This is a genomic window from Sunxiuqinia sp. A32, from assembly GCF_052690465.1.
Window position 1 is genome coordinate 101,031 of record NZ_JBQYLI010000014.1, and the last position, 23,395, is coordinate 124,425.

17 protein-coding genes and 1 tRNA gene are annotated in these 23,395 nt (G+C 37.3%); 8 read left to right on the forward strand and 10 right to left on the reverse strand.

What is annotated here, in order from left to right:
* The first annotated feature begins 66 nt into the window (after positions 1-66).
* From ACUNWD_RS14640 to ACUNWD_RS14665, 6 genes are all read left to right on the forward strand, one after another.
* The gene (locus tag ACUNWD_RS14640; protein WP_445588575.1) at positions 67-579 is read left to right on the forward strand and encodes an RNA polymerase sigma-70 factor; all 513 of its coding nucleotides are present in this window, start codon (positions 67-69) and stop codon (positions 577-579) included.
* Between the two features lie 89 nt (positions 580-668).
* On the forward strand, positions 669-1,592 hold the full coding sequence (locus ACUNWD_RS14645) for a FecR family protein (protein WP_445588576.1): 924 nt from the start codon (positions 669-671) through the stop codon (positions 1,590-1,592).
* Positions 1,593-1,763: 171 nt separating this feature from the next.
* On the forward strand, positions 1,764-5,171 hold the full coding sequence (locus ACUNWD_RS14650) for a TonB-dependent receptor (RefSeq protein WP_445588577.1): 3,408 nt from the start codon (positions 1,764-1,766) through the stop codon (positions 5,169-5,171).
* Positions 5,172-5,196: 25 nt separating this feature from the next.
* Complete coding sequence (locus ACUNWD_RS14655; protein WP_445588578.1) at positions 5,197-6,576, forward strand: RagB/SusD family nutrient uptake outer membrane protein; 1,380 nt, start codon at positions 5,197-5,199, stop codon at positions 6,574-6,576.
* A 149-nt stretch (positions 6,577-6,725) separates the two neighbouring features.
* A complete protein-coding gene (locus ACUNWD_RS14660) occupies positions 6,726-8,210 on the forward strand; it encodes a peroxiredoxin family protein (protein ID WP_445588579.1) in 1,485 nt (494 codons plus the stop codon).
* 57 nt (positions 8,211-8,267) lie between these two features.
* Entirely contained in the window at positions 8,268-10,469 is a 2,202-nt protein-coding gene (locus tag ACUNWD_RS14665) for an alpha-N-acetylglucosaminidase (protein WP_445588580.1), read from the forward strand.
* A gap of 324 nt (positions 10,470-10,793) precedes the next feature.
* Here the strand turns inward: ACUNWD_RS14665 and ACUNWD_RS14670 are convergent, their stop codons facing one another.
* The 3 genes from ACUNWD_RS14670 to ACUNWD_RS14680 are packed head-to-tail and all read right to left on the reverse strand — an operon-like array spanning position 10,794 to position 14,210.
* Positions 10,794-11,549, reverse strand: a complete 756-nt coding sequence (locus ACUNWD_RS14670) for a succinate dehydrogenase/fumarate reductase iron-sulfur subunit (RefSeq protein ID WP_445588581.1) — start codon at positions 11,547-11,549, stop codon at positions 10,794-10,796.
* Positions 11,550-11,570: 21 nt separating this feature from the next.
* Positions 11,571-13,508, reverse strand: a complete 1,938-nt coding sequence (locus ACUNWD_RS14675; RefSeq protein ID WP_445588582.1) for a fumarate reductase/succinate dehydrogenase flavoprotein subunit — start codon at positions 13,506-13,508, stop codon at positions 11,571-11,573.
* An 18-nt stretch (positions 13,509-13,526) separates the two neighbouring features.
* Entirely contained in the window at positions 13,527-14,210 is a 684-nt protein-coding gene (locus ACUNWD_RS14680) for a succinate dehydrogenase cytochrome b subunit (protein WP_445588583.1), read from the reverse strand.
* 381 nt (positions 14,211-14,591) lie between these two features.
* On the opposite strand from ACUNWD_RS14680, the gene ACUNWD_RS14685 reads away from it, so the two are divergent.
* Positions 14,592-16,130 carry a GNAT family N-acetyltransferase gene (locus ACUNWD_RS14685; protein ID WP_445588584.1) on the forward strand — a complete coding sequence of 513 codons (1,539 nt, stop codon included), beginning with the start codon at positions 14,592-14,594 and terminating at the stop codon, positions 16,128-16,130.
* A gap of 17 nt (positions 16,131-16,147) precedes the next feature.
* Here ACUNWD_RS14685 and hflX read toward each other — a convergent pair whose 3' ends face one another.
* From hflX to ACUNWD_RS14700, 3 genes are all read right to left on the reverse strand, one after another.
* The gene (gene hflX, locus ACUNWD_RS14690; RefSeq protein WP_445588585.1) at positions 16,148-17,359 is read right to left on the reverse strand and encodes a GTPase HflX; all 1,212 of its coding nucleotides are present in this window, start codon (positions 17,357-17,359) and stop codon (positions 16,148-16,150) included.
* Positions 17,360-17,435: 76 nt separating this feature from the next.
* Positions 17,436-18,122 carry an energy transducer TonB gene (locus ACUNWD_RS14695; protein WP_445588586.1) on the reverse strand — a complete coding sequence of 229 codons (687 nt, stop codon included), beginning with the start codon at positions 18,120-18,122 and terminating at the stop codon, positions 17,436-17,438.
* A gap of 132 nt (positions 18,123-18,254) precedes the next feature.
* Positions 18,255-18,941, reverse strand: coding sequence for an energy transducer TonB (locus ACUNWD_RS14700; protein WP_445588587.1), 687 nt, complete (start codon positions 18,939-18,941; stop codon positions 18,255-18,257).
* 201 nt (positions 18,942-19,142) lie between these two features.
* Here ACUNWD_RS14700 and ACUNWD_RS14705 point away from each other — a divergent pair.
* Positions 19,143-19,216: transfer RNA gene (locus ACUNWD_RS14705), tRNA-Ala, on the forward strand.
* Positions 19,217-19,357: 141 nt separating this feature from the next.
* On the opposite strand, the gene ACUNWD_RS14710 is transcribed toward ACUNWD_RS14705, so the two are convergent.
* The 4 genes from ACUNWD_RS14710 to ACUNWD_RS14725 all read right to left on the reverse strand — a co-directional run bounded on the left by ACUNWD_RS14710 (position 19,358) and on the right by ACUNWD_RS14725 (position 23,394).
* Complete coding sequence (locus ACUNWD_RS14710) at positions 19,358-19,660, reverse strand: hypothetical protein (RefSeq protein WP_445588588.1); 303 nt, start codon at positions 19,658-19,660, stop codon at positions 19,358-19,360.
* Positions 19,661-20,114: 454 nt separating this feature from the next.
* Positions 20,115-20,870, reverse strand: coding sequence for a GDSL-type esterase/lipase family protein (locus tag ACUNWD_RS14715; RefSeq protein ID WP_445588589.1), 756 nt, complete (start codon positions 20,868-20,870; stop codon positions 20,115-20,117).
* Positions 20,871-21,011: 141 nt separating this feature from the next.
* Positions 21,012-21,761 (reverse strand): endonuclease/exonuclease/phosphatase family protein, encoded by a 750-nt coding sequence (locus ACUNWD_RS14720; protein ID WP_445588590.1) that lies wholly within the window; start codon positions 21,759-21,761, stop codon positions 21,012-21,014.
* Between the two features lie 334 nt (positions 21,762-22,095).
* Complete coding sequence (locus tag ACUNWD_RS14725; protein ID WP_445588591.1) at positions 22,096-23,394, reverse strand: MFS transporter; 1,299 nt, start codon at positions 23,392-23,394, stop codon at positions 22,096-22,098.
* Position 23,395: the final 1 nt, after the last annotated feature.

Genomic DNA, 23,395 nt, shown 5'->3' on the forward strand with positions numbered 1-23,395 from the left:
TAAATAATTACTTACTTTGAAACGTCCATTTTTTCTGAACTAAAATTATGAACTGTATAGATAGAAGTGGGAAAGTTTGACTCCAGATATGTTTTTACAGAAAGAGATTTTGAAAAATTTTTCAAAAAATATTACAAATTGGCCTTGCTGATTTCAGTTCGTATTACAGATAATTTCAATTTGTCGGAGGACGTCGTGCAAGATGTTTTTTTAGGGTTATGGGAAAAGTCTGACATTCGTCTTTCGGACGAATCTGCAAAATCATATCTCCTAAAAGCAGTTAAAAACAAAAGCTTAAATTCCATTAGAAATAACAACGAGTACATTCAGGTTGAATCAAATTTGCTTAACCGATCCTCTGATGAATATGATTTTGAAAAAGAAGAAAAAATTTCCAAAGCACTTTCTGAAGTCGAAAATCTCCCTCCTAAATGTAAAGAAATCTTCAACCTGATCGTACTTAAGGAATTGAAATACAAAGACGTATCAGACCAACTAGGTATTTCCGTAAATACAGTAAAGACCCAACTAAGCATCGCCTACAAACACCTTCGAAAATTTTGCATGATTTTTTTCTAAAATCTTTTCACCCATTTTACGAACTCTTGTGTAGTACTTTTTGAGAATAATCCAGAAGTGAATCTGGATTCATCTAACACGAGTGAGTTATGAAGAACAAAAATCATATTCCCGATAACGAGTCAACTGAACAAGTTGAACTAATGGAAAAACTTTTTGAAGACAATAAACCTATTATTGAAAAAGTAGCATCGGTTGATGTTGAAAAAGCCTGGCAAAAGACACTTTCCACCAAAAGAAGAAATACATTTCGTATCTATCTCCAAAAAGCACTGCCTTATGCTGCAGCAATTGTCTTGGTCTTACTTACCGGTTATTATATTGGAACTCAATCGAACCAGGCAAAGCAGTCTGAAGCATATACTGTCTTCAATATCCCAAATTCGGAAATGGGAAACCTTACCCTTCCTGATGGAACTAAAATAGCAATCAACTCTGCGAGTGAATTAAAATATTCAGCAGACTTTTTGAGGTCACGCCATTTGTATTTAAAAGGGGAAGCCTTTTTCGAAGTAACCTCAAACCCCAAAAATCCGTTTTTCGTCCATATCGATGATTTTACGGTTAAAGTGACCGGAACAAAATTCAATGTAAAGTCATACGCTGGCAGTAATCCGGAAACCACTTTAGAAGAAGGGAAAATATCCGTATTAAATCCAGATGGAAAATCAATAGCTGAATTGAAACCTAGTGAGAATTTAATTTTCGATAAGAACGAGAAACAGTTTTTGATTAGCACTATTAATACGCATCAAAAAACAGGCTGGCGGGAAGGCAAGATTTTCTTTAAAAATCAAACAATCGAGGAAATGGCTGAGGTGCTCGAACGATGGTATAATGTTCAAGTCCTATTCGAAAATGAATCCATTAAGGATGTAAAGCTCACCGGTACGATTTTGAAAGATAAGCCAATCGAACAATTGTTGACCGTATTGGTTCGATCTGAACCCATTGAATTTGAGGTTTCGGAAGAAAGTGCTCTGCAGAAAACAATTACATTACGAAATAAATAACATTTTTTGATTATAACCGACACACAACGAATATAATACTATAAATATACAATCACTTAAAATTACAAAGAACATATAGAATAAAAGGAGAAGCGATGAAAAGATTAGGGACCTGTTCACCGCTTCCGGCAAAAGCAATACGCAAATATTAACTTTTAACTTTTCAAATTTATGAAAAAAAAATGGATGGATCACGACCTAAAAAGGTGGTGGGCAAAACTATTATTAATTATGAGGCTAACAACTGTATTTATGCTTCTTGCGATGCTAACAGTGCACGCAAAAACTTACTCTCAACAAACTAAACTAAGTTTCTCATTTCAGCAAACTTCAGTGGCAAAAGTACTCTCTTACATAGAAGAAGAAAGTGAGTTTTACTTTTTTTACAAAGAAAATGAACTTCAGTCTGAAAGACTAATTAACATTGACGCTGCAAAAGAAGACATTCATCAGGTTCTTGACAAGATTCTTGAAGGAACCACTTTAGGATACTCCGTTGTCGATCGCTATGTAGTAATATCGCCAAAAGATGGGAATGGGGTAAAATCCGTTGAACAGGAAATTTCTATTTCAGGGAAAGTCACCGACACAAGCGGTCAACCACTTCCCGGAGTTACCGTCGTAGTGAAGGGGACTACACAGGGAACAATAACAGATGGGGATGGAAATTACTCAATTTCGAATGTAAACAGCGATGGTGTTTTGATCTTCTCATTTGTGGGGATGAAGTCTCAGGAAATGCCTGTTGATGGGAAATCAATTGTCAATATTACAATGGAAGAAGATGCAATTGGAATCGATGAAGTTGTTGCTGTCGGTTATGGTACTATGAAAAAAAGTGATTTGACAGGATCAATCGCATCTGTTAACTCTAAAGACCTAGGAGAAGTTTCTTCAGATTCATTTACACGTTCACTATCTGGTAAAGTAGCAGGTGTTCAGATCCAACAAACAACCGGGACACCAGGTGGTAATATGGTCATTCGTGTTCGGGGAGCTAGCTCTCTTTCTGCGGGTAACGATCCTTTGTATGTTATTGATGGTTTCCCGGTGCAACAGGAAAACATTTCAGCGCAAGACCAAGGATTCAATCCGTTATCCTCTTTAAATCCAGACGATATTGAGTCAATCGAAGTTTTAAAGGATGCTTCAGCTTCTGCAATTTATGGTTCTAGAGGAGCAAACGGAGTTGTATTGATTACCACCAAATCCGGTAGCTCCGGTAAGGCTAAATTATCTTTTAACACTTCTATAGGAGTTCAATCCATTATCAACAAAATGGAGTTGCTTAATGGCGATGAATATATCGATTTTGTTAGAGATGCATATGAAAATGCTAAAGCTACAATAGATCCCAACTTTAAATTTCCTGCATTTATTGTCGACGACAGCCCATATCGAGGGATTAATACAGATTGGCAGGATCAGATATTTAGAGCAGCACTTGTTCAAAATTATCAGCTATCAGCATCAGGCGGGACTGACAAGGTGCAATACTTTTTATCAGGAAATTATATGAATGAAGAAGGAATTGTATTGTCTTCAGGATTTCAACGATTTTCTCTGCGATCAAATATCACCACTCAACTTGCAGATTTTTTAAAGCTTGGGATGAATTTTACTCCAAGTTATACAGCTAACGATGAAGTAAATGCAGAAGGACACTGGGCTGAAAATGCTGTAATAAACGAAGCTCTTGTCGCGTTCCCTTTCCTGAGACCAGATGAAAGTCCAGAAGACTATGTTAATAGTGATCCAAATTATGATTGCTGTGGTGTAACAAATCCAGTAATAACTGCCGAAGATTTTGATGCAACAAGTACACAGTTCCGGGTATTGTCAACTGTTTATATGGAAGCAACTATCGTTGATGGATTAAAAGCGAAAACAACCCTAGGTATTGATTTTTCAAACTGGGAGAGAAATGAATTTAATCCTGGATATCTCAAAAGAAATACCAATGATAATAGCGCCAATTCACGAACTTTGTCTCGTCGTAGTTGGTTAACTGAGAATACACTTACTTATTCAAAAAAATTGAATAATCATAGTTTTACGGCACTTGGGGGGTTTACTTTCCAACAATATCGAGAGCAAGACAATTTTATCAACGCTAACAAATTGACCAACGATATTGTCCATACGATCAATGATTTTAATACAGTAATTGATGCAAGTTCAGAAATTGAAGAATGGGGGCTGGTTTCCTGTCTTGGAAGGTTAAATTACAGTTATGACAATAAATATTTATTTACAGCAACCATAAGAACCGATGGTTCATCTAGGTTTGGAAGCAATAATCAATTTGCTACATTCCCTTCTGCATCAGCAGGATGGATTGTTTCGGAAGAAAAATTCATGAAAAGTTTTGAAAAAATAAGTCGATTAAAATTTAGATTAAGTTCGGGGAAAAGTGGGAATAACCGAATTGGAAACTACTCTTCTGTTGCTAGACTTAACAGTTCAAATTACGTGTTTGGTTCAGGAAACGGCACATCTGTAAGCGGATTGTATTCGGGGAATATTGGGAATCCGGACTTAACGTGGGAAACTACTGTTCAATCCGATTTAGGTCTGGAGCTTGGTTTATTTGACAACCGAATCTATGCCATTGCAGACTATTACAAAAGCGAAACTAAAGGATTGCTGTTGAACGTGCCAATTCCCACCAGCTCGGGATTCGGATCTGCATTGCAAAATTTGGGACGAGTTGAAAATAAAGGGATCGAGCTATCTCTCAATACGAGAAATTTTGAGGGTGAGTTTAAATGGACAACTAATTTTAATATCTCATTTAATAAAAATAAGATACTGGAATTAGGACCGGAAGGTGATCCAATTAGGGCTGGATCCGGTGCCGGGAATGTATACCTGAATGAAATCGGCGGAGAATTGGGTGCTTTTTATGTGTATGAGCAAATAGGGATATTTCAAAACCAAGAAGAAATAGATAACAGTGCGACATGGAATACCAGCAGGGGAACCTACCCTGGTGATGTGAAATACAAAGATCAGAACAATGATGGAGTTATTGACAGTAATGATCAGGTTATGATTGGCAGTAACAATCCCGATTTTACATGGGGATTAACAAATACTTTAGGTTATAAGAATTTTGACCTAAGCATTATAATCAATGGTGTGGAAGGCGCCTACGTGCACAATGTTGCAAGACGTTTTTACAATAACCTGGAAGGAAATCAAAATCAAACTTCAGATGTTTTGAACAGATGGCGTTCTGAGTCGGAGCCAGGAGATGGAATTACTCCGCGTGCAAACCGGTTAACTAGTGGGAACAATAACGTGGCTGAGTCTTCGCGTTGGATCGAAGATGCATCATTCATAAGAATTCAGGACATTACTCTTGGATATAACTTCCCTACATATGTGGCCAATAGGTTAGGATTGGAAAAACTCAGGGCTTATGCAGCAGTTTCTAACCTTGCCTATTTTACTGACTATACAGGTTACAATCCGGAAGTAAGTTTTAATGGGGGAAGTGCGCTAAGTAAAGGCTCAGATTACGGGTCTTATCCTCTATCGAAAAGATTTACTCTTGGTATAAAAGTCGATTTTTAAATATCACCTACTTAAACTCTTAATTATGAATAATATCATAAAACCAATTATAGCGTTAAGTTTTCTTGTTGCTTTATGGGGATGCGAAGAGAATTTAGATTTAGCTCCAATCTCTGAACTTAGTACCGAAAATTTCTATAAATCCAGTTCAGACTTTGAATTAGCCGTTAATTCGGTCTATAGCAACTTACGGTCAGAATATCATGAAATGTATTTGTTTGCTGATATTCGCTCAGATAATACATATCCGTTTCTTTCCGGTTCAGTGACGACCCAAACCGATTTTGACAATTTCTCGATCTTACCAACCAATGGTGCCATACATAGCATGTGGAACAATTGTTATAACGGTATAACTCGAGCAAATTCGATTCTCGACAGAATTGATGACTCTGATATTGATAACACACTTAAAAGCAGGATTAAAGGAGAAGCATTATTTCTGCGAAGCCTGGTTTATTTTAATCTGGTACGTATTTTTGGCAATGTTCCACTTGTTACTAACGAAATTTCACCAGAAGAGTCACTGGAAGTGCCACAATCAACACCAAATGAGGTTTATGAACAAATTATCACCGATTTGACGCTAGCTAAATCATTATTACCAGATTCTCATGGGGCCGTTGATATTGGACGGGCTACGAGTATTTCAGCGAATGCGATTTTAGGAAAGGTTTATCTAACTTTAGGTGATTTCTCAAAAGCAGAAGAAACACTTCGACTTGTTCTGGCTAGAGAAGGAGCAGGAGTCGATTTATTGGAAAATTTCGAAGATGTATTTTCAATCAGTAACGAATATAATCCGGAAATCATTTTTGCCATCCGGTGGTCCGATGATGGTGTGAACGGGAATAATTTCAACTATTACTTTATGAATGTAAATGAAACTGGCAATAAAGCAACTACTGATTTATATGATGAATTTGAAGAAGGTGATCTACGAAGAGACCTTACGTTAAATACAAATATTGCAGTAAATGTAATTGCAACATCTAAATACGGGTATGCACCAAGAGGCCAAGGCGAAAGCGACTGGCCGGTAGTTCGTTATGCTGATGTTCTGCTTATGTTGGCAGAGGCAATGAACGAAAAAGCATATGCCGCCGATGGAGAAGCACTTTTACTGCTTAACAAGGTTAGAAACCGAGCGGGACTTGGAGGATTAAGCTCTTCTGAGCTGCCAAACCAGGATAGTTTTAGATTAGCTGTTGAGCATGAACGGCGAATGGAATTGGCTTGTGAAGGCCATCGGTGGTTTGATTTGGTAAGAACTGGTCGGTACGTCGAAGTAATGACAGCAAAAGGTTTTAACGTAAAATCTTATCACAATTATTACCCGATTCCAGAAGGTGAGATCTTAAAAATAAACGATGATAAAGTATTAACGCAAAATGCCGGATACTAATGATTGCAGATTATTAACATACTAATTTTAAATATATTGCTACAGGATCAGGCAGTATTATACAATTGCCTGATCCTGTTCTATCTCTAGCCTACCTTTTGTGCGGCGGGAAATAATATGATTTCCCGGAATGACAAACAAATCTGAAAATGAACAAGATAATTGCCCTCGTACTACTTCTCGTTACAATCCAGAATTGCCATTTTGCCAATGCAGGAACTAACACAACGGACAAGCTACCGTGTAGCGTAACTCTTGTCGTCAGGAACCAACGCAGTACTATACTTTCAGTTGAGCAGATTTTAGGAGATAAACATATTGTTGTTGACAGCATTGAAATTCATGCAGTTGAAAGCCAGGGAATTAATTCGTTATCAAAAATTAGAACATACACTTTCACCATACCATCGGAAAAGTCTGCCGGCATTTACCGTTTGGTACTGGGACAAACCCTGGTTGCCGAGGTGTTAAATGAGCCACCTCAGTCAATTGACATTATCGTAAACTCCGAAGATATTTTCATAGAAACGGATTTTGAGAAACCTCTTGAAAGCATCAATATACTCGAGTCGAATGAAAACAAGCTGTGGTACAGTTTTAAGAAAAGAGATAGAGTTTTTGAAAGAGCGTTTCAATTGGCAGATAAAGAAGTCGATTATTGTCTTGACTCGAAGAAGGAAATAAATGCCTGTGTCCAGCAAATAGAATATTACAACAAACTACAAAAACAGCATAATCAATTTATCGACTCGCTAACAACAAATTCCGGCTTGTTGGCTGACCAGATCATCAAATCATTTAAAATACCGTCTGCCGATGGCTATTTAGCCAAAAGCCAGCGCGACTCTATTTTAAAAAGACATTTCTTCAAACACATTGATTTTTCTGATGAGATGCTGTTGAATACCTCGGTCTTTACTGATAAAATCTATGCTTACCTGATGTTATATGCAAAGTCTGGCCTGACAAAAACAGATCAGGAAAATCAGTTCATGCAAGCAATAAATAATGTATTTGAATCAATGCGTACACAAAACTCAACTGAACCTAAAAATTCAAAAATCTATGACTTTATAATCGATTATTTATTCCGAGGCTTTGAAGGAACTAACATGCCCGAAATCGTAAATTTTATTGGCGAAAATTTTTCAACATCCAATTGTCAATCAGAAAAGAAAAATATTGTCGATCGCAAAGTGGCATACTACAAAATGAAAATTGGAGATGTAACTCCTGACTTCAGGATGGTAGATATTAATGATGATCCCATTCAGTTGTCTAAGTTTCTTAAACCAATGAATATTATTATTTTCTGGTCATCAGAATGCCCCCACTGCAAAGAAATATTGCCAAAATTAAATGCTTGGTACAAAAGTATTCATGCAAACAATTTGGAGATTTTTGCTATTTCACTCGATTCCGTGCGTTCCAAATGGAAAAGAATGGTTTATGAATTACAAATTGAATCTTGGATTAACATGACTGACTTAGAAAGTTGGGACGGAACAACTGCATTACAGTACAACATATTTAAGACTCCTACAATCTTTATTGTCGATGAAAAACAGGTAATTCTATCAAAACCACAAACCATTTCCGAAATTTCCAATTTGTATTCAATTCGACCAAAATAATGTACAAACAAGGTTGCAGGGGACCAATCGATCGTATCATTAAAATAAAACATTAAGATGGGAAAAATTCAAATACAGCTTTATAAAGTAGCTATATTTCTTCTACTATTTGGAGCTTGTAGTCAACAAAAAAAAAATATAGAAGTTGCCTCTGCGTATGGAGTTATCAGCAGAACAATTCCAGGAATGGAGAAGAATGTAATTCTTGAGAAAATAGAATCTACAAGAGAAAAGGATATCTTCGAGCTCGAAACTAATAACGATAAAATTATTATCAGGGGAACTTCTGGCGTTGCTATGGCTTCAGGCTTTAACTATTACCTGAAAAATTTTTGTAATGTTCATATATCATGGTGCGGAAGACAATTAAATATGCCAGAAAAGTTGCCTCAAATAGAAACTAAAATAAGGCAAGAAACTCCTTATCAATACAGGTACTACTTGAATTATTGCACTACGGGATATACTACTGCTTTTTGGGACTGGAAAAGATGGGAGCAAGAAATTGACTGGATGGCTTTACAGGGAATTAATATGCCGCTGGCAATTACTGGTCACGAAGCTGTACTTATGAATGTCTATCAGCAATTAGGAATGAGTAAAGAAGATATTAAAGGTTTCATTTCTGGACCTTCGTATTTACCTTGGTTTATCATGGGAAATCTGGATGGATTTGGTGGTCCTTTGCCTGATGTTTGGATTGAGGAACAGCAGATTTTGCAAAAGAAAATCCTCGAGAGAGAACGCTCTTTGGGCATGAAGCCTGTTTTACCGGCTTTCTCTGGACACGTACCCGAGCAAATAATTAAGCATTATCCCTATGCGCATATCACAAAAATGAAATCATGGAGTGGCTTCCCTGGAACCTATATTCTTGCCGCCGACGATGAACTTTTCCAACGCATAGGCAATCTGTACATTCATGAAACCAACAAATTATTTGGTACAAATCACTTTTACAGCGCTGATACATTTAATGAAATGAATCCACCTAACGATGAATTGTCGTATCTTACCAGCATTTCAAAAGCCGTATACTCCTCAATGGCTACTTCTGATCCTGAGGCAGTTTGGGTGATGCAAGGATGGTTATTTCTGGATAGTGAGTATTGGAAACAAGAAAAAATCAATGCTCTACTGGATGGAGTCCCAAATGACAAAATGATAATTCTCGATTTATTTTCTACAGCAAAACCTGTGTGGAACAGAACCGAAGCATATGGTGGAAGACCCTGGATTTGGAATATGTTGCACAACTGGGGAGGTAAACAAGGGATGTATGGTCGTGCTCAAAACATATTAAATGCCCTTCCTTCACTTACAAAAAATCCTTCATCAGGTAAACTTTGTGGAATTGGTTTGACACCCGAAGGTATTGAAGTTAATCCGGTAATATTTGATCTTTTCGGCACCATGGTTTGGACAAGCGAAAGTGTTGATCTCAGCAAATGGACATCGGAATACGTTAAACGCCGATATGGTTCAGATAATTCAGATCTCCAAAAAGCCTGGGAAATACTAATTAAAACCGTTTATTCTTGCCAAACGTCACGTCATGGACCACAGGGATCATATCTTGCGATGCGACCTAACCCTGAGTTTAAAGAAGGGCCATTTGCCAGAGCTGAAATATTTTACGATGTGAATAGGGTGAAAGATGCATTGCACTATTTTTTGAACGCTGCCGCCATATTTGCCGACTCAGAAACATTCAGATACGATTTGGTTGATTTGACGAGACAAGCAATGAGCGACAAAGCCCAACAAATGCTTCGTGAATTAAAATTTGCTTACAAAACGAATAATATTGAAACATTTAAAACTCAAAGCGACATGTATCTTGAGGCTATAAAAGACTTGGATTTATTACTTTCATCAGATTCTATGTTTTTAGTCAGCACTTGGCTCAATAAGGCACGTAATCGCGCACACAATGAAAAAGAATTGAAGTTGTATGAGTTCAATAGCAGAAATATTATTACCCAGTGGGGACCGAAAGACTCACCACTGAAAGATTACGCTCAACGTCAATACGGTGGAATGATGGGTGATTTTAACTATAAACGATGGAAAATATTTTTTATGGATGCTATTGAGGCACTGGAGTCTAATCGCAAGTTAAATTGGGCTATCACAGATGACAAGATAAGTGACTGGGAGGATAAATGGGCAAACAGCACAAATGAATATCTTATCAGCGTAGAAGTGGATTACATTGATCAAGTTGAAAAAATATATGGGAAATATCTTAAAGAATAAAGACTCATATAAATCTGTTCGAACAGATTTATCAATTACGTTTTCTGTTTCAATGAAATAAATTCAAAAATTAGTAGAATTGAGCAACAACTTCCGGATAGACAAAAATAGATTTTTGAATTGTACTGGGTTACTGGCCATTCACCTCAAAAAATAGCTGAATAATAACAACTATCATCAAGAACTGAGGACAAATAAATCTATCGAGGCAGAAAGAAACTGCAGAGAGAACTTCTCAAAATGATTTAGAAAGCATGATCCCATAAGAAAGAAAGGCCCCAACAAAATTGTTGAGGCCTTCTTTGTATATAGAGTCTAATGTTTCTACTCTGAGAACCTTGAAAGCAAATATTGACGGTTCAAACGAGAGATGTTTGCAATAGAAATGTTTTTAGGACATTCGACTTCGCAAGCTCCGGTATTGGTACAACCACCAAATCCGAGCTCATCCATTTTTGAAACCATTGCTTTTGCACGACGTTTTGCTTCCACTTTACCTTGTGGCAACATAGCCAGCTGGCTAACTTTTGCAGAAACAAACAACATCGCTGATGAGTTTTTACAAGCTGCCACGCATGCTCCACATCCGATACATGCAGCCGCATCCATTGCTTCATCAGCGTCTGGTTTTGGAATTGGAATTGCATTCGCGTCAGGAACACCACCTGTATTTACAGACACATAACCTCCAGCTGCGATGATCTTATCAAATGCATTACGGTCAACAATCAAGTCTTTAATTACAGGGAATGCAGCAGCACGCCAAGGTTCAATGGTAACTGTTTCACCATCCTTAAACTTACGCATGTGCAGCTGACAAGTTGTTACATCATCATCAGGCCCATGAGGACGTCCGTTGATGAATAATGAGCACATTCCACAGATACCCTCGCGGCAATCGTGGTCAAATGCAACCGGTTCTTTATTTTCGCTGATCAGCTGTTCGTTCAAAATGTCAAGCATTTCGAGGAATGAACTATCAGTTGAAATATTATCTACTTTGTAGGTTTCAAATTGGCCTTTCTCTTTGGGACCGTTTTGACGCCAAACCTTAAGCGTGAGATTTATTGTTTTTTCCATGATTGATCTCCTTTTAAAAGCCTATTTGTAATTACGTTGAACCATTTTTACGTTTTCATATACCAGGTTTTCTTTGTGCATCGCAGGCTCTTTATCATCACCTTTGAATTCCCAGCATGAAACGTATGCAAATTTATCATCCTGACGAAGAGCTTCCCCTTCCGGTGTCTGATACTCTTCACGGAAGTGTCCACCACAAGATTCTTCGCGGTTCAGTGCATCACGAGCCATAAGTTCACCAACCTCAAGGAAATCTGCCAAACGGCTGGCTTTCTCCAATTCAATGTTCATTCCTTCTTTGTTTCCAGGAATACGAACGTTCGACCAGAATTCTTTCTTGATTTCAGCAATACGCTTGATTGCATTTTCAAGACCTTCTTTGTTACGTCCCATTCCAACGAAATCCCACATTACCAAGCCAAGCTCTTTGTGTATGCTGTCAACAGAACGTTTTCCTTTAATGGCTAACAATTTTGCGAAACGGTCTTTTACCGCTTTTTCAGCTTCAACAAATTCTGGCTCTTCAGTAGTCATGCGAGGAGTCGCAATCTCATCAGCCAAGTAATTTTGAATAGTATATGGAAGAACGAAATATCCATCAGCCAAACCTTGCATCAATGCAGAGGCTCCCAAACGGTTTGCCCCATGATCTGAGAAGTTAGCTTCACCAGCAGCAAACAAACCAGGAATAGTTGTTTGCAATTCATAATCAACCCAGATACCACCCATTGTGTAGTGGATTGCAGGGTATATCATCATTGGTGTTTCGTATGGATTTTCGTCAACGATTTTCTCGTACATCTGGAACAAGTTTCCATAACGTGCTTCAATCACATCTTTACCCAAACGATCAATTGCCGATTTGAAATCAAGATAAACAGCCAGGCCTGTTCCAACACCGAATCCTGCATCACAACGTTCTTTTGCTGCACGTGATGCAACATCACGAGGAACCAGGTTACCAAATGCAGGGTAACGACGCTCCAAGTAATAATCTCTTTCTTCTTCTGATAAATCAGTAGGTTTCTTTTTACCTGCACGAATGGCTTCAGCATCTTCCTTCTTCTTTGGAACCCAAATACGTCCATCGTTACGAAGTGACTCCGACATCAAAGTCAGCTTACTCTGGAACTCACCATGAACAGGAATACATGTTGGGTGAATCTGAGCCATACAAGGATTTGCAAACATTGCTCCTTTGTGGTATGCTTTAACAGCAGCCGATCCATTTGATCCCATTGCATTGGTTGAAAGGAAGAACGTATTTCCATAACCTCCAGTCGCCAAAACAACTGCATGACCAAAATGACGTTGAGTTTCACCAGTTACCAAATCGCGGGTAATGATTCCACGAGCTTTTCCATCAACAATAACAATGTCAACCAACTCACAACGAGTATACATGGTAACAGTTTTGGCATTCACCTGGCGCATCAACGCCTGGTAAGCACCCAACAACAATTGCTGACCAGTTTGTCCCCGGGCATAGAAAGTACGGCTAACCTGCGCTCCACCGAATGAACGATTGTCTAGCAAGCCACCATATTCGCGAGCAAAAGGTACACCTTGAGCTACACATTGGTCGATGATGCTGTTACTCACTTCTGCTAAACGATGAACATTAGCTTCCCGTGCACGATAGTCACCACCTTTAATTGTATCATAAAACAAACGATAAACTGAATCGCCATCGTTTGGATAATTTTTTGCTGCATTGATACCACCCTGTGCCGCGATAGAGTGTGCGCGACGTGGTGAATCCTGAATGGTAAAGTTTTTTACATTGAAACCCATTTCTCCAAGTGAAGCAGCAGCAGCGCCACCAGCTAAACCAGTTCCAACAACAATCACATCCAATTTACGTTTGTTGGCTGGGTTCACCAGTTTCTGGTGATTTTTATAATTTGTCCACTTCTGGGCTAAAGGCCCTTCAGGTATTTTCGAATTTAATACGCTCATAATACAGTTTCTTTTCGATTAAAATTTAATCAGGAAATACAATGGAATAACAGAGAATCCAATTGCTACCAGAATAGCAAATACTTGACCAACAATTTGTAGTCTTTTTAACCAGATTTTATTCGCAAATCCAAGCGTTTGGAAAGACGACCAAAAACCGTGACCCAAATGAAGTCCTAATAAAATACCTCCCAGGATGTAAACAATTCCATAGATTACACTGGATTTGAAAAGTACTGAAACCAATGCATAAGTATTCTCCATTTCTTCACCATTTACCAAAACATGATCCAACAATGGATCACCGGTAAATTTAATTTTCCAGAAGAAATTCATGACGTGCGTTACTAAGAATACCAAAACCAACGCTCCAAGAACCAACATATTACGAGATGCCCAGGTGCTGGAATCAGATTGATTCGTTTTTGAATAAGAAACAGGTCTGGCCTGATAGTTTTTGTAACTCAAAATGAATGACCAGACGATATGTACAATAAATCCAAGCCCTAATACAGGCTCCATAATTTTTATTAAAGGATTTGTTGCCATAAAGTGCGCGCCTTGATTAAACAAATCACCGCTGTCATCGAAAATTAACAGCAGGTTAATGCCCAAGTGCACACAAATGAACATCATCAGAAAAAGTCCAGAAAGACTCATGATAAACTTTCTTCCGATAGAGGCAGTTAGAAAATTGCTCATAGGATAACCAATTTATATTAATACATTAAACCAAATACTATAAAGTCCCACAAAAGTAGGCGTATGGTACATTTCAGCCAATAAATGAATTGCTAAAATAGTTAATTTAAAACGGTTCTAAGAATAATTAAATTAGATTTAGCACATCACGCTGACTTACTGACCATTAAACACCAGACCGGTGTAAATTTTGTGTTAATTAATTCATTCGTATTTGGATGTATTTTTTTGAGCTATCTCACCAATAAAAGCTAATTTATTACGGCACTGAGAATTGAAAAGCCCTAAAATGAAAATTGAAAACAACTATTTATTTTATGTCTTAATCAACAATTACGTGCTTAAAAACTTATAATTTAGGAGAACCTTAAATATTGAAAAATGATGGACAAAATAGACAAAATTGAGCTGAGAACTTTGCAGGCAAATGATTACGAAGAACTAAAACTTTCTATGATTCAAGCTTATCCGAACTGGCCGGGTGCTTATTGGAAAGAACATCATTTTTTAAAGTTACTCGAGATTTTTCCCGAAGGGCAGCTTGCTGTTTTGGTTAATGACGTTGTTGTTGGTTGCGCTCTTTCAATCATTGTAAAATATATTCACTTTGGAGATAACCATACCTATAAAGAAATAACCGGAAATTATACCTTCAATACACACACCCGCAAAGGAGATGTATTATATGGTATTGATGTCTTCATAAGACCTGAATATAGAGGACTAAGAATTGGAAGACGGTTATATGATGCAAGAAAAGAACTCTGCGAACAATTGAATCTTAAAGCAATTATTTTTGGAGGACGGATCCCCAACTATCATAAACATTCAAAAGAAATGACCCCTAAGGAATTTATTCAAAAGGTCAAGTTCAAAGAATTATATGATCCTACTTTAACTTTTCAATTGGCCAATGAATTTCACGTAAAAAAAGTACTGAAAGGTTATATGCCCGGTGATAGTGAATCAAAGGAATTTGCCGTCCTGCTTCAGTGGGACAACATTTTTTACGAAGAGCGACCATTGAAGCTGATGAGCAAATCGGTTGTTCGACTTGGGTTAATACAATGGCAAATGCGCCTTTATAAAGGCATAGATGAATTGTTTGAGCAGGTAGAGTTTTTTGTAGATGCGGTTTCCAGTTACAAAAGTGATTTCATTCTGTTCCCGGAATTTTTCAATGCGCCATTGATGGCTCAATACAATCATTTGAGCGAAGCAGAAGCAATCCGAAAGCTGGCTGAATTCACAATTCCTATCCGCGACCGATTTATTCAATTGGCAATTAGCTACAATATTAATATCATAACTGGCAGTATGCCACTGGTTAAAGACGATGATCTTTACAATGTTGGTTACCTGTGCCGTCGTAATGGTACATATGAATACTTTGAGAAAATTCATGTAACACCAGACGAAACAAAATGCTGGGGATTAAAAGGTGGAACACAGGTTCAAACATTTGAAACAGATTGTGGCCCGATTGGAATTCTAATTTGTTACGATGTTGAGTTTCCTGAGCTTCCAAGAATATTAGCGAATCAAGGTATGAATATCTTATTTGTTCCATTTCTGACAGATACCCAAAATGGATACTCTCGTGTTCGCTATTGTGCAAGGGCCAGAGCGATAGAAAACGAGTGCTATGTAGCTATTGCAGGCAGTGTTGGGAATCTTCCCAAAGTCGAGAACATGGACATCCAGTTTGCTCAGGCTGTTGTGTTTACTCCCTGTGATTTCTCGTTCCCCACAACCGGTATTAAAGCTGAAGCTACTGCAAACACCGAAATGATTCTGGTTGCAGATGTTGATATGGACTTGTTAAAGGAATTGCACTCATTTGGAGCCGTCAGGAACCTTAAGGACCGGAGAACAGATATTTATTCGCTAGTGTTGAATAATGATGACAAAACAGAATAGCATTTTTTCCAACAATGCTATTCTTCCGGATTTATCCATGCCGAATCATATAAGAAGTCGTTATATGGGAAACGGGTAATATGAATTTTTTTAACCTCCTCGTAAAGAAGCTGTTTAAATTCATTGATATTATCCTTTTCCACGGCTGAGATAAAAAGTGAGGGAGTATTTTTCTTCCCCATCCAGCTATTCTTCAATTCTTCCAATGAATAGTTTTCCCTGGTTTTAGGACTTAAATCATCATCATCTTTCTCAACATACTGGAAAGCATCTATCTTATTGAAGATATAAATTGAAGGCTTCTCTCCAACCTTAATTTCAGCCAAAGTTTCATTTACCGTGTCAATCTGCTCTTCAAAACCGGGATGCGAAATATCCACAACATGTAAAAGGACATCTGCTTCACGAACTTCATCCAATGTTGATTTAAATGATTCGACCAACCCGTGTGGCAACTTGCGTATAAAACCGACCGTATCAGCTAAAAGAAATGGTAAATTTCCAATCACCATTTTTCGAACCGTAGTATCAAGCGTTGCAAAAAGCTTATTTTCAGCAAATACCTCTGACTTACTTAGCAAGTTCATGATCGTTGACTTTCCAACATTCGTGTAACCAACCAATGCAACACGCACCAACTTCCCTCTGTTCTTCCGTTGAGTAGCCTTTTGCTTATCAATTTTCTTGAGCTGTAACTTAAGCCGTGCAATTTTATCTAAAATGATTCGTCGGTCGGTCTCAATCTGTGTTTCACCAGGACCTCGCATACCAATACCCCCGCGTTGCCGTTCAAGGTGGGTCCACATACGTGTCAGTCTAGGCAGCAAATACTGATATTGCGCCAACTCAACCTGCGTTTTTGCGTGAGCTGTTTGTGCCCGTTTCGCAAAAATATCCAAAATGAGATTGGTCCGATCAAGCACTTTACATTCAAGATTGCGCTCGATATTTCGAAGTTGGGTAGGAGTCAATTCATCATCAAAAATAACCGTATCAATATCATGAACCTTGATGTAATTATCAATCTCCTCCAACTTACCGGAACCAACAAACGTTGCAGGATTCGGCACATCCAAACGCTGAAAAAATTGCTTCTTCACCACAGCACCAGCTGTATCAGCCAAAAATTCAAGCTCATCCAGGTATTCCTGCGCTTGCTTTTCATCCTGATCCTGATTTATAAGTCCGACTAAAATAGCGGATTCATGTATGGGTAATCGATCTATCATTCTTTACAAATTGAATCCATAAAAAAACCTGGCCCCGAAAAAAACGGAACCAGGATTTCCATATGCTAAAAATATCTTACTGTAGTACAAAGCTAATTGGCACAGTGTAGGACACCCTCACTGATTTACCTCTTTGTTTTCCAGGTTTCCATTTTGGAAGGTTGTTCACCACACGCAGTGCTTCTTTATCCAATGATTGGTCAACACCACGAGCAATACGTGCATTTGTCACACTTCCGTCTTTATCAACAACAAAATTCACGTATACTTTTCCCATAATTCCATTCTCCTGTGCGATCACTGGATATTTAATCGCATTTGCAATGAACTTACGAAGAGCTAACTCTCCTCCAGGGAATTCAGGCATTTCCTCAACAATAAAGAAAATCTGACCTTCTTCTTCTTCTTCTTCTTCTTCTTGAATAACTGGAGCTACATCAATAACAGTTTCATCATCTGCTTCAGTATCTTCAATTTCAAGTTCGTCTTCAATCTCAGTCTCATCGTCCACAATATTTAACACCTCAACAACTTTTGGTGGTGGTGGTGGTGGTGGTGGTTTTACTTCTTCTTGACGGGTAATTGGAATGATCTCATCTTCAACTTCTTGCTGGTTCATTGAACCAAGAGAACTTACCTGATCTACTTTCGAAGTCCATTCGAAAGCCAACAAGCAAAGTCCAAGCGAGAGCACCAACCCTAGCTGAACAAAAATGCTTCTTTTGCTCTCTAGATCAGCCTTTGGTGATTTCTTTAATTCCATAATTCAGTTTTACAAGTTTATTCTGCTTTAGCAACATTTTTTAGTTTGAGGGGTTAAAGATAAAAAATAATCTTCATATGCAAGAACCCCTTTTTGAAAATAATTGTTATCCAATTTTTTTGTATGTAAATCTTATTGAAGTACAAAACTAATTGGCACAACATATCGGACCCTCACAGCTCTACCCGATTGTTTCCCAGGCTTCCATTTTGGCATCATATTGACAACTCTTAACGCCTCCTTATCCAGCGATGCATCAACATTACGCATAACAGTTGCATCACTAACCTCTCCATCTTTATTAACAACAAAACCGACAATTACCTTCCCCTGAATACCATTTTCCTGAGCAACAATGGGGTACTTTACGCTGTTTGAAATAAATTTTAAGAGGGAATTCATCCCACCAGGAAATTCAGGTTTTTCATCGACAAAGTAATAAATTGTTTCATCGTCATCATCTTCCTCATCACCCGAACTAAGATTCATTAATGCCTCAACATCAATCCCTTCATCATTGTTTTCCGTATCAAAAATATCCAAATCCTCATCTTCAATTTCAGTTTCATTGCTTACCAACTCAATAATATCAACCACCTTTGGTGGAGGTGCAATTTCCTTTTTCTCTTCTTTTGTACGTGGAATGAAAATCTCATCTGGCGAATCCAGCACATATGGCTCAAACGTTGTTGCAGGTTCCACAGGAGTTTTCCAACTGAATGCAAGCAATACAAATCCGAGTGAAAGTACCATTGAAATAGCAAACAACAATGGTCTTTTACCTTCCAAATCGGCTTTCTTTGTTTTCTTGGTTTTCATGACATTAGATTTTAAAAGTGAATGTTTAATTAGATGGCTTCACCCATAAAATGCAAAAACCAAACCAAAAATATTTCTTGAGCTGATTTTAAAAATATTATTATATTTGCCGAGCAAAAAGTTGGGGGATTAGCTTCCCGATATTTCGGGACAAGCAACTTCGCTAATCCGATGCAAAAAGTTCTGACACAATATTAATTTGGGGGATTAGCTCAGTTGGCTAGAGCGTTTGACTGGCAGTCAAAAGGTCAGCGGTTCGATTCCGCTATTCTCCACCTGATTTTCAAAAAGTTGCATCGATTGCTGAATGCAGCTTTTTCTTTTTATACACACAAATGAGCACACAAAACTCAAATTAAATAACACTGCTGGATTACAAATTGGAACTGAACTAATACCCCACTGCTTCAAATGAACTAACTTGCCTTTTTTTGCATTCGTTCATTTGCTTCCTTCATCTTCTCAGCCACCATCTTGCTAAAACTCGTAAACTTTTCCGCAGGGGATTCAGCGGAATCATCTTCTTTGGCTTTAGATGTCAAATATGGGAGTAACTTAATAATTGCATCTAACCTTTCTTTTGGTTCTAATTCAGAAAGTAATTTTGGTAGCGTTTCAAGCTCTTTACAGATTGCTGTATTAAGCATCTCTTTAATCGTGCCTGACACCCTGTTGGGTGTTCCTTTTTTCCGACCTCCTGTTTTTATTCCTTTAGCCATTTATCTAAATTGATCTACTTTAGATAAAAGTAGCAACCTGAACATTGAATACCAACTATCTTACAAACAATTAATTCAAAAGAAAATAAGAAACGAACAAATGAAAATAAGGTCATACAACAGAACACAAAATGTCATTAATTTCCTTTTGCAACAATTGCTGCACCTATTCTCATTTTTAAAAAAATTTCCTCCTAAAATCGAGTGCACACATTTTTCGCAAGTGATCCAACAAAAACAGAAAAAAGCCAGCAATCTCCTTCATTTGCTGCCATCCAAAACGCGTAATTTAATGCATGAAAAAACCGTTGAAGGTACCTTCAACGGTTTCAATGGATATCATTAAGATCTGTCAACCTATTTCCATACAAATCAGCTGTATACATTAATCAGATAATATTTAATTCACTAGATTTTAGGACAAGTCAACTTGAGTTACATCTGTGAAATTCTGTTATTTTGAAATTTTCTTTAAGGAATTTAAAATAATGGGTTCCATTACCGAATACCCTTCGAGAGTCGGATGTACTCCATCGTCTGCATACTTTCCGGGAAGTCCGCCAAATTTATCGACCATAGCAGAATAATAATCAACATAAATCAGATCATTTTCTTCAGCATATTGTTTAATCATTTTATTCATGTCAAGTATATCCTGAACCGGATTCAACTCCTTGTTCCAGTTAAAACGTCTGGCTGGCAATATAGAGCAAAGGACTGGTTCAATATTATGAAGCTCGGCCAGTTCACACATTGATTGTATATTTTGTAAAATATGTTTTTTCGATATTATTCCATTGTTTTGGGCTATATCGTTAATACCTGCCAAAATAACAACCGTTTCCGGCTGTAAATCAATCACATCAGACTGAAAGCGAACCAGCATCTCACTAGTTGTTTGTCCTCCGATACCCCTTCCAGTAAAATCATTTTCAACAAAGAATTCAGAATGATTTTTATACCATCTGTCAGTTATTGAGTTACCAATGAAAACAACTGAAACGGGTTTTGATATGCTATCATTTAATTCTTCATACCGATAAAACTTTGCCCAGTCTATATATTTGCTCTCTATTTTTTGTTCAAGTTTAAAGTGTTTTTGAAGCTGATTGTACTGCTCTTGACTAACAATCAGTGTAAGCTCTTTTTCTTGTGCCATAGTGAAAGTAAAAGTAAAAAGACACATCATTGTTAATATCGTTACTCTCATGTTTTTATAGTTTTTGTTTCAGGATTATGCCCTGAGAAATGGATTAAAGAATATTTAAATTCAATATATTTTCTACATATGCAAATGCGATTTCTATAGACCTTTGAATACAACTTTCAAAGGCTAATCAGACGAACCTGCTCAATGCAACGTAAAATCGGCTACAATAGGGTAATGGTCAGAAAGATAAGACACTCCGTAATTTTTAGTTATTGTTTGAAACGTATCTGCAGTAGCTCCGAGATAAAAAATATGATCAATGATTTTGGTATCATTTTCAATCCCAAATCCATTATACGACACAACAGAATCCGTTTTACAAGCTTCGGCCCTAGCAGAATACATGAATTCCAATATAGGTTCAAATATTGGATTACCAGGCAAAGCGTTAAAATCACCCATTACAAAAGTTAGCATTCCATCCTTAGTTTGTTGTTTTACCCGATCAATAATAAGTTTTATCGATTGCTGTTGGGCAACCATTCCTTTATGATCCAAATGAGTATTAACGACTAATGCTTTCTTTCCCGATTGCTTGCTTTTAAGAATCACCCAAGTGACAATTCGTGGGAATTTCGCATCCCAACCTTTTGATGAAATTGTTGGCGTTTCACTTAACCAGAATGTCCCCGATTCAAGTAATTCAAATTCATCCTTTTTATAAAATATTGCTGAATATTCGTTCTGAATACTTAAAGAATCTCTTCCTATTCCTATCCACGCATAATTTTCTAGTATCGAATCTAAAAAATTAACCTGTTCTTCAAGCCCTTCCTGAATACCAAAAACATCAGGACTAATTCCTTTGATCATTTCAGCACACGGTAGTTTACGATTTTCCCAACAGTTTTCACCATCAATATCATTATCATATCTCAGATTAAAGGACATTAGCCTTAGATTGAAATCTGAATTCTCACTTGCAAATGCCCCCAATATGAAGCACGTAAAAATTAAAAAAATAAGTTTTTTCATCTTTTAAATAGATTTATACATCCTTCTTTGAAGGATAAAATTTAATAATAATGTCTGCCCCGTTTGATCGTTTTGACAGGAAATAATTAAAAATGTTAATTAATCAGCTTACAAAATAAAAACACTACGTACCTATAAGCTAAGCTGGTTAAGTTCTTGTCAATTTTCAACTGCTATAAATCAAGCCAAGGATGAAAAAGATAGTTTTATCTATTTAGCAATTTCAGCTTTGGCTCAAAATGTAGCATGACTAATAGTATCGTCTCAAGATTTTATATTCAGTTCTGCTCATTCTACTTGAATTTTGCCGATGCTTATTCCAAATAAAAATTAAAAGTGCAAGGGAAATTAATGCAGCAGATACCCAGAAATATTTTATCGATGAAAAATTATAAGAACTGACACCCGATAAAATCCGCTTATTTGATTCTATCAAATTACCACTAACTATATCCTGAATACCTGCAGCGATGTAACTGCTTATCCCAATCATACCAACTGCAGCACCCGTTGCTTCGTTTGGAGCTATTTCAACAGCCATTAATCCACCTAAAAAACAAATAAGGACACCAATAGAAATACCAAAAAGAACCATACTGGTTATATCAAAGATATAATAGCCGGCAGGTACAACTAGAAAAAGGATTAATGCCAATAAATTAATCGCCGACATTATGACAGCAGGTAAAGAGCGATTCCCTTTAAAAAGTTTATCAGATAATAATCCGGAGAAAACAGTTCCGACAACTCCGAAAATGGAACTAATAGATATTAAAGTGCTGGCCTGAATAACAGAATAGTTTTTCTCGGTTTCAAGAAAAAAGATTCCCCAGCTATTTACAGCATAGCGTGCTATATACATAAACGCGCTTGCTATTGCTAATATCCATATTTCCGGATTTTTCAAAACAGCTAGTTGCATTTTCCCAATATTCCCCGGCTCATCAACTAATATTTCACTTTGAAGTATTCCTGTTGGTCGGGGTATTAAAAAGAAAAAGATAACACACACCCCCAACAATCCTAATAATGCCGCACTAAAAAATCCGTATTGCCAGCCAAAAACACTTACAATAAAAGCAATAACAATAAAAGATACTGCTTCTCCTATGTTATGACTTGCACTCCAAAATCCATAGACAGTACCAAAACTTTTCTCAGAATACCACCGCTTAAGGGCAATAATACTACTTGGAGAACCTACTGATTGAAACCACCCATTAATAGCCCAAAGAACAACGAATAATGTAAATGCAACTTTTACACCAAGCATAAAATTAACAAGCACACATATTAGTAGTGCTCCCGACATAAAAAAACGGATATTCAGTCTGTCAGCCAGAAAACCGTTAAAAAGTTTACCAATAGCATAAGAAAAAAACAATGCAGAGCCTATGATACCAATCTGGGATTCGGAAAGAAAACCATCATCTACTATACTTTTTTTTAGTACACTTATGCTTAACCTACAGACATAAAACATTCCATATCCAAACGTAACCGCTATAAAGACCCCTAACTTGGTCTTATCTTTAAATAATCTATGCATA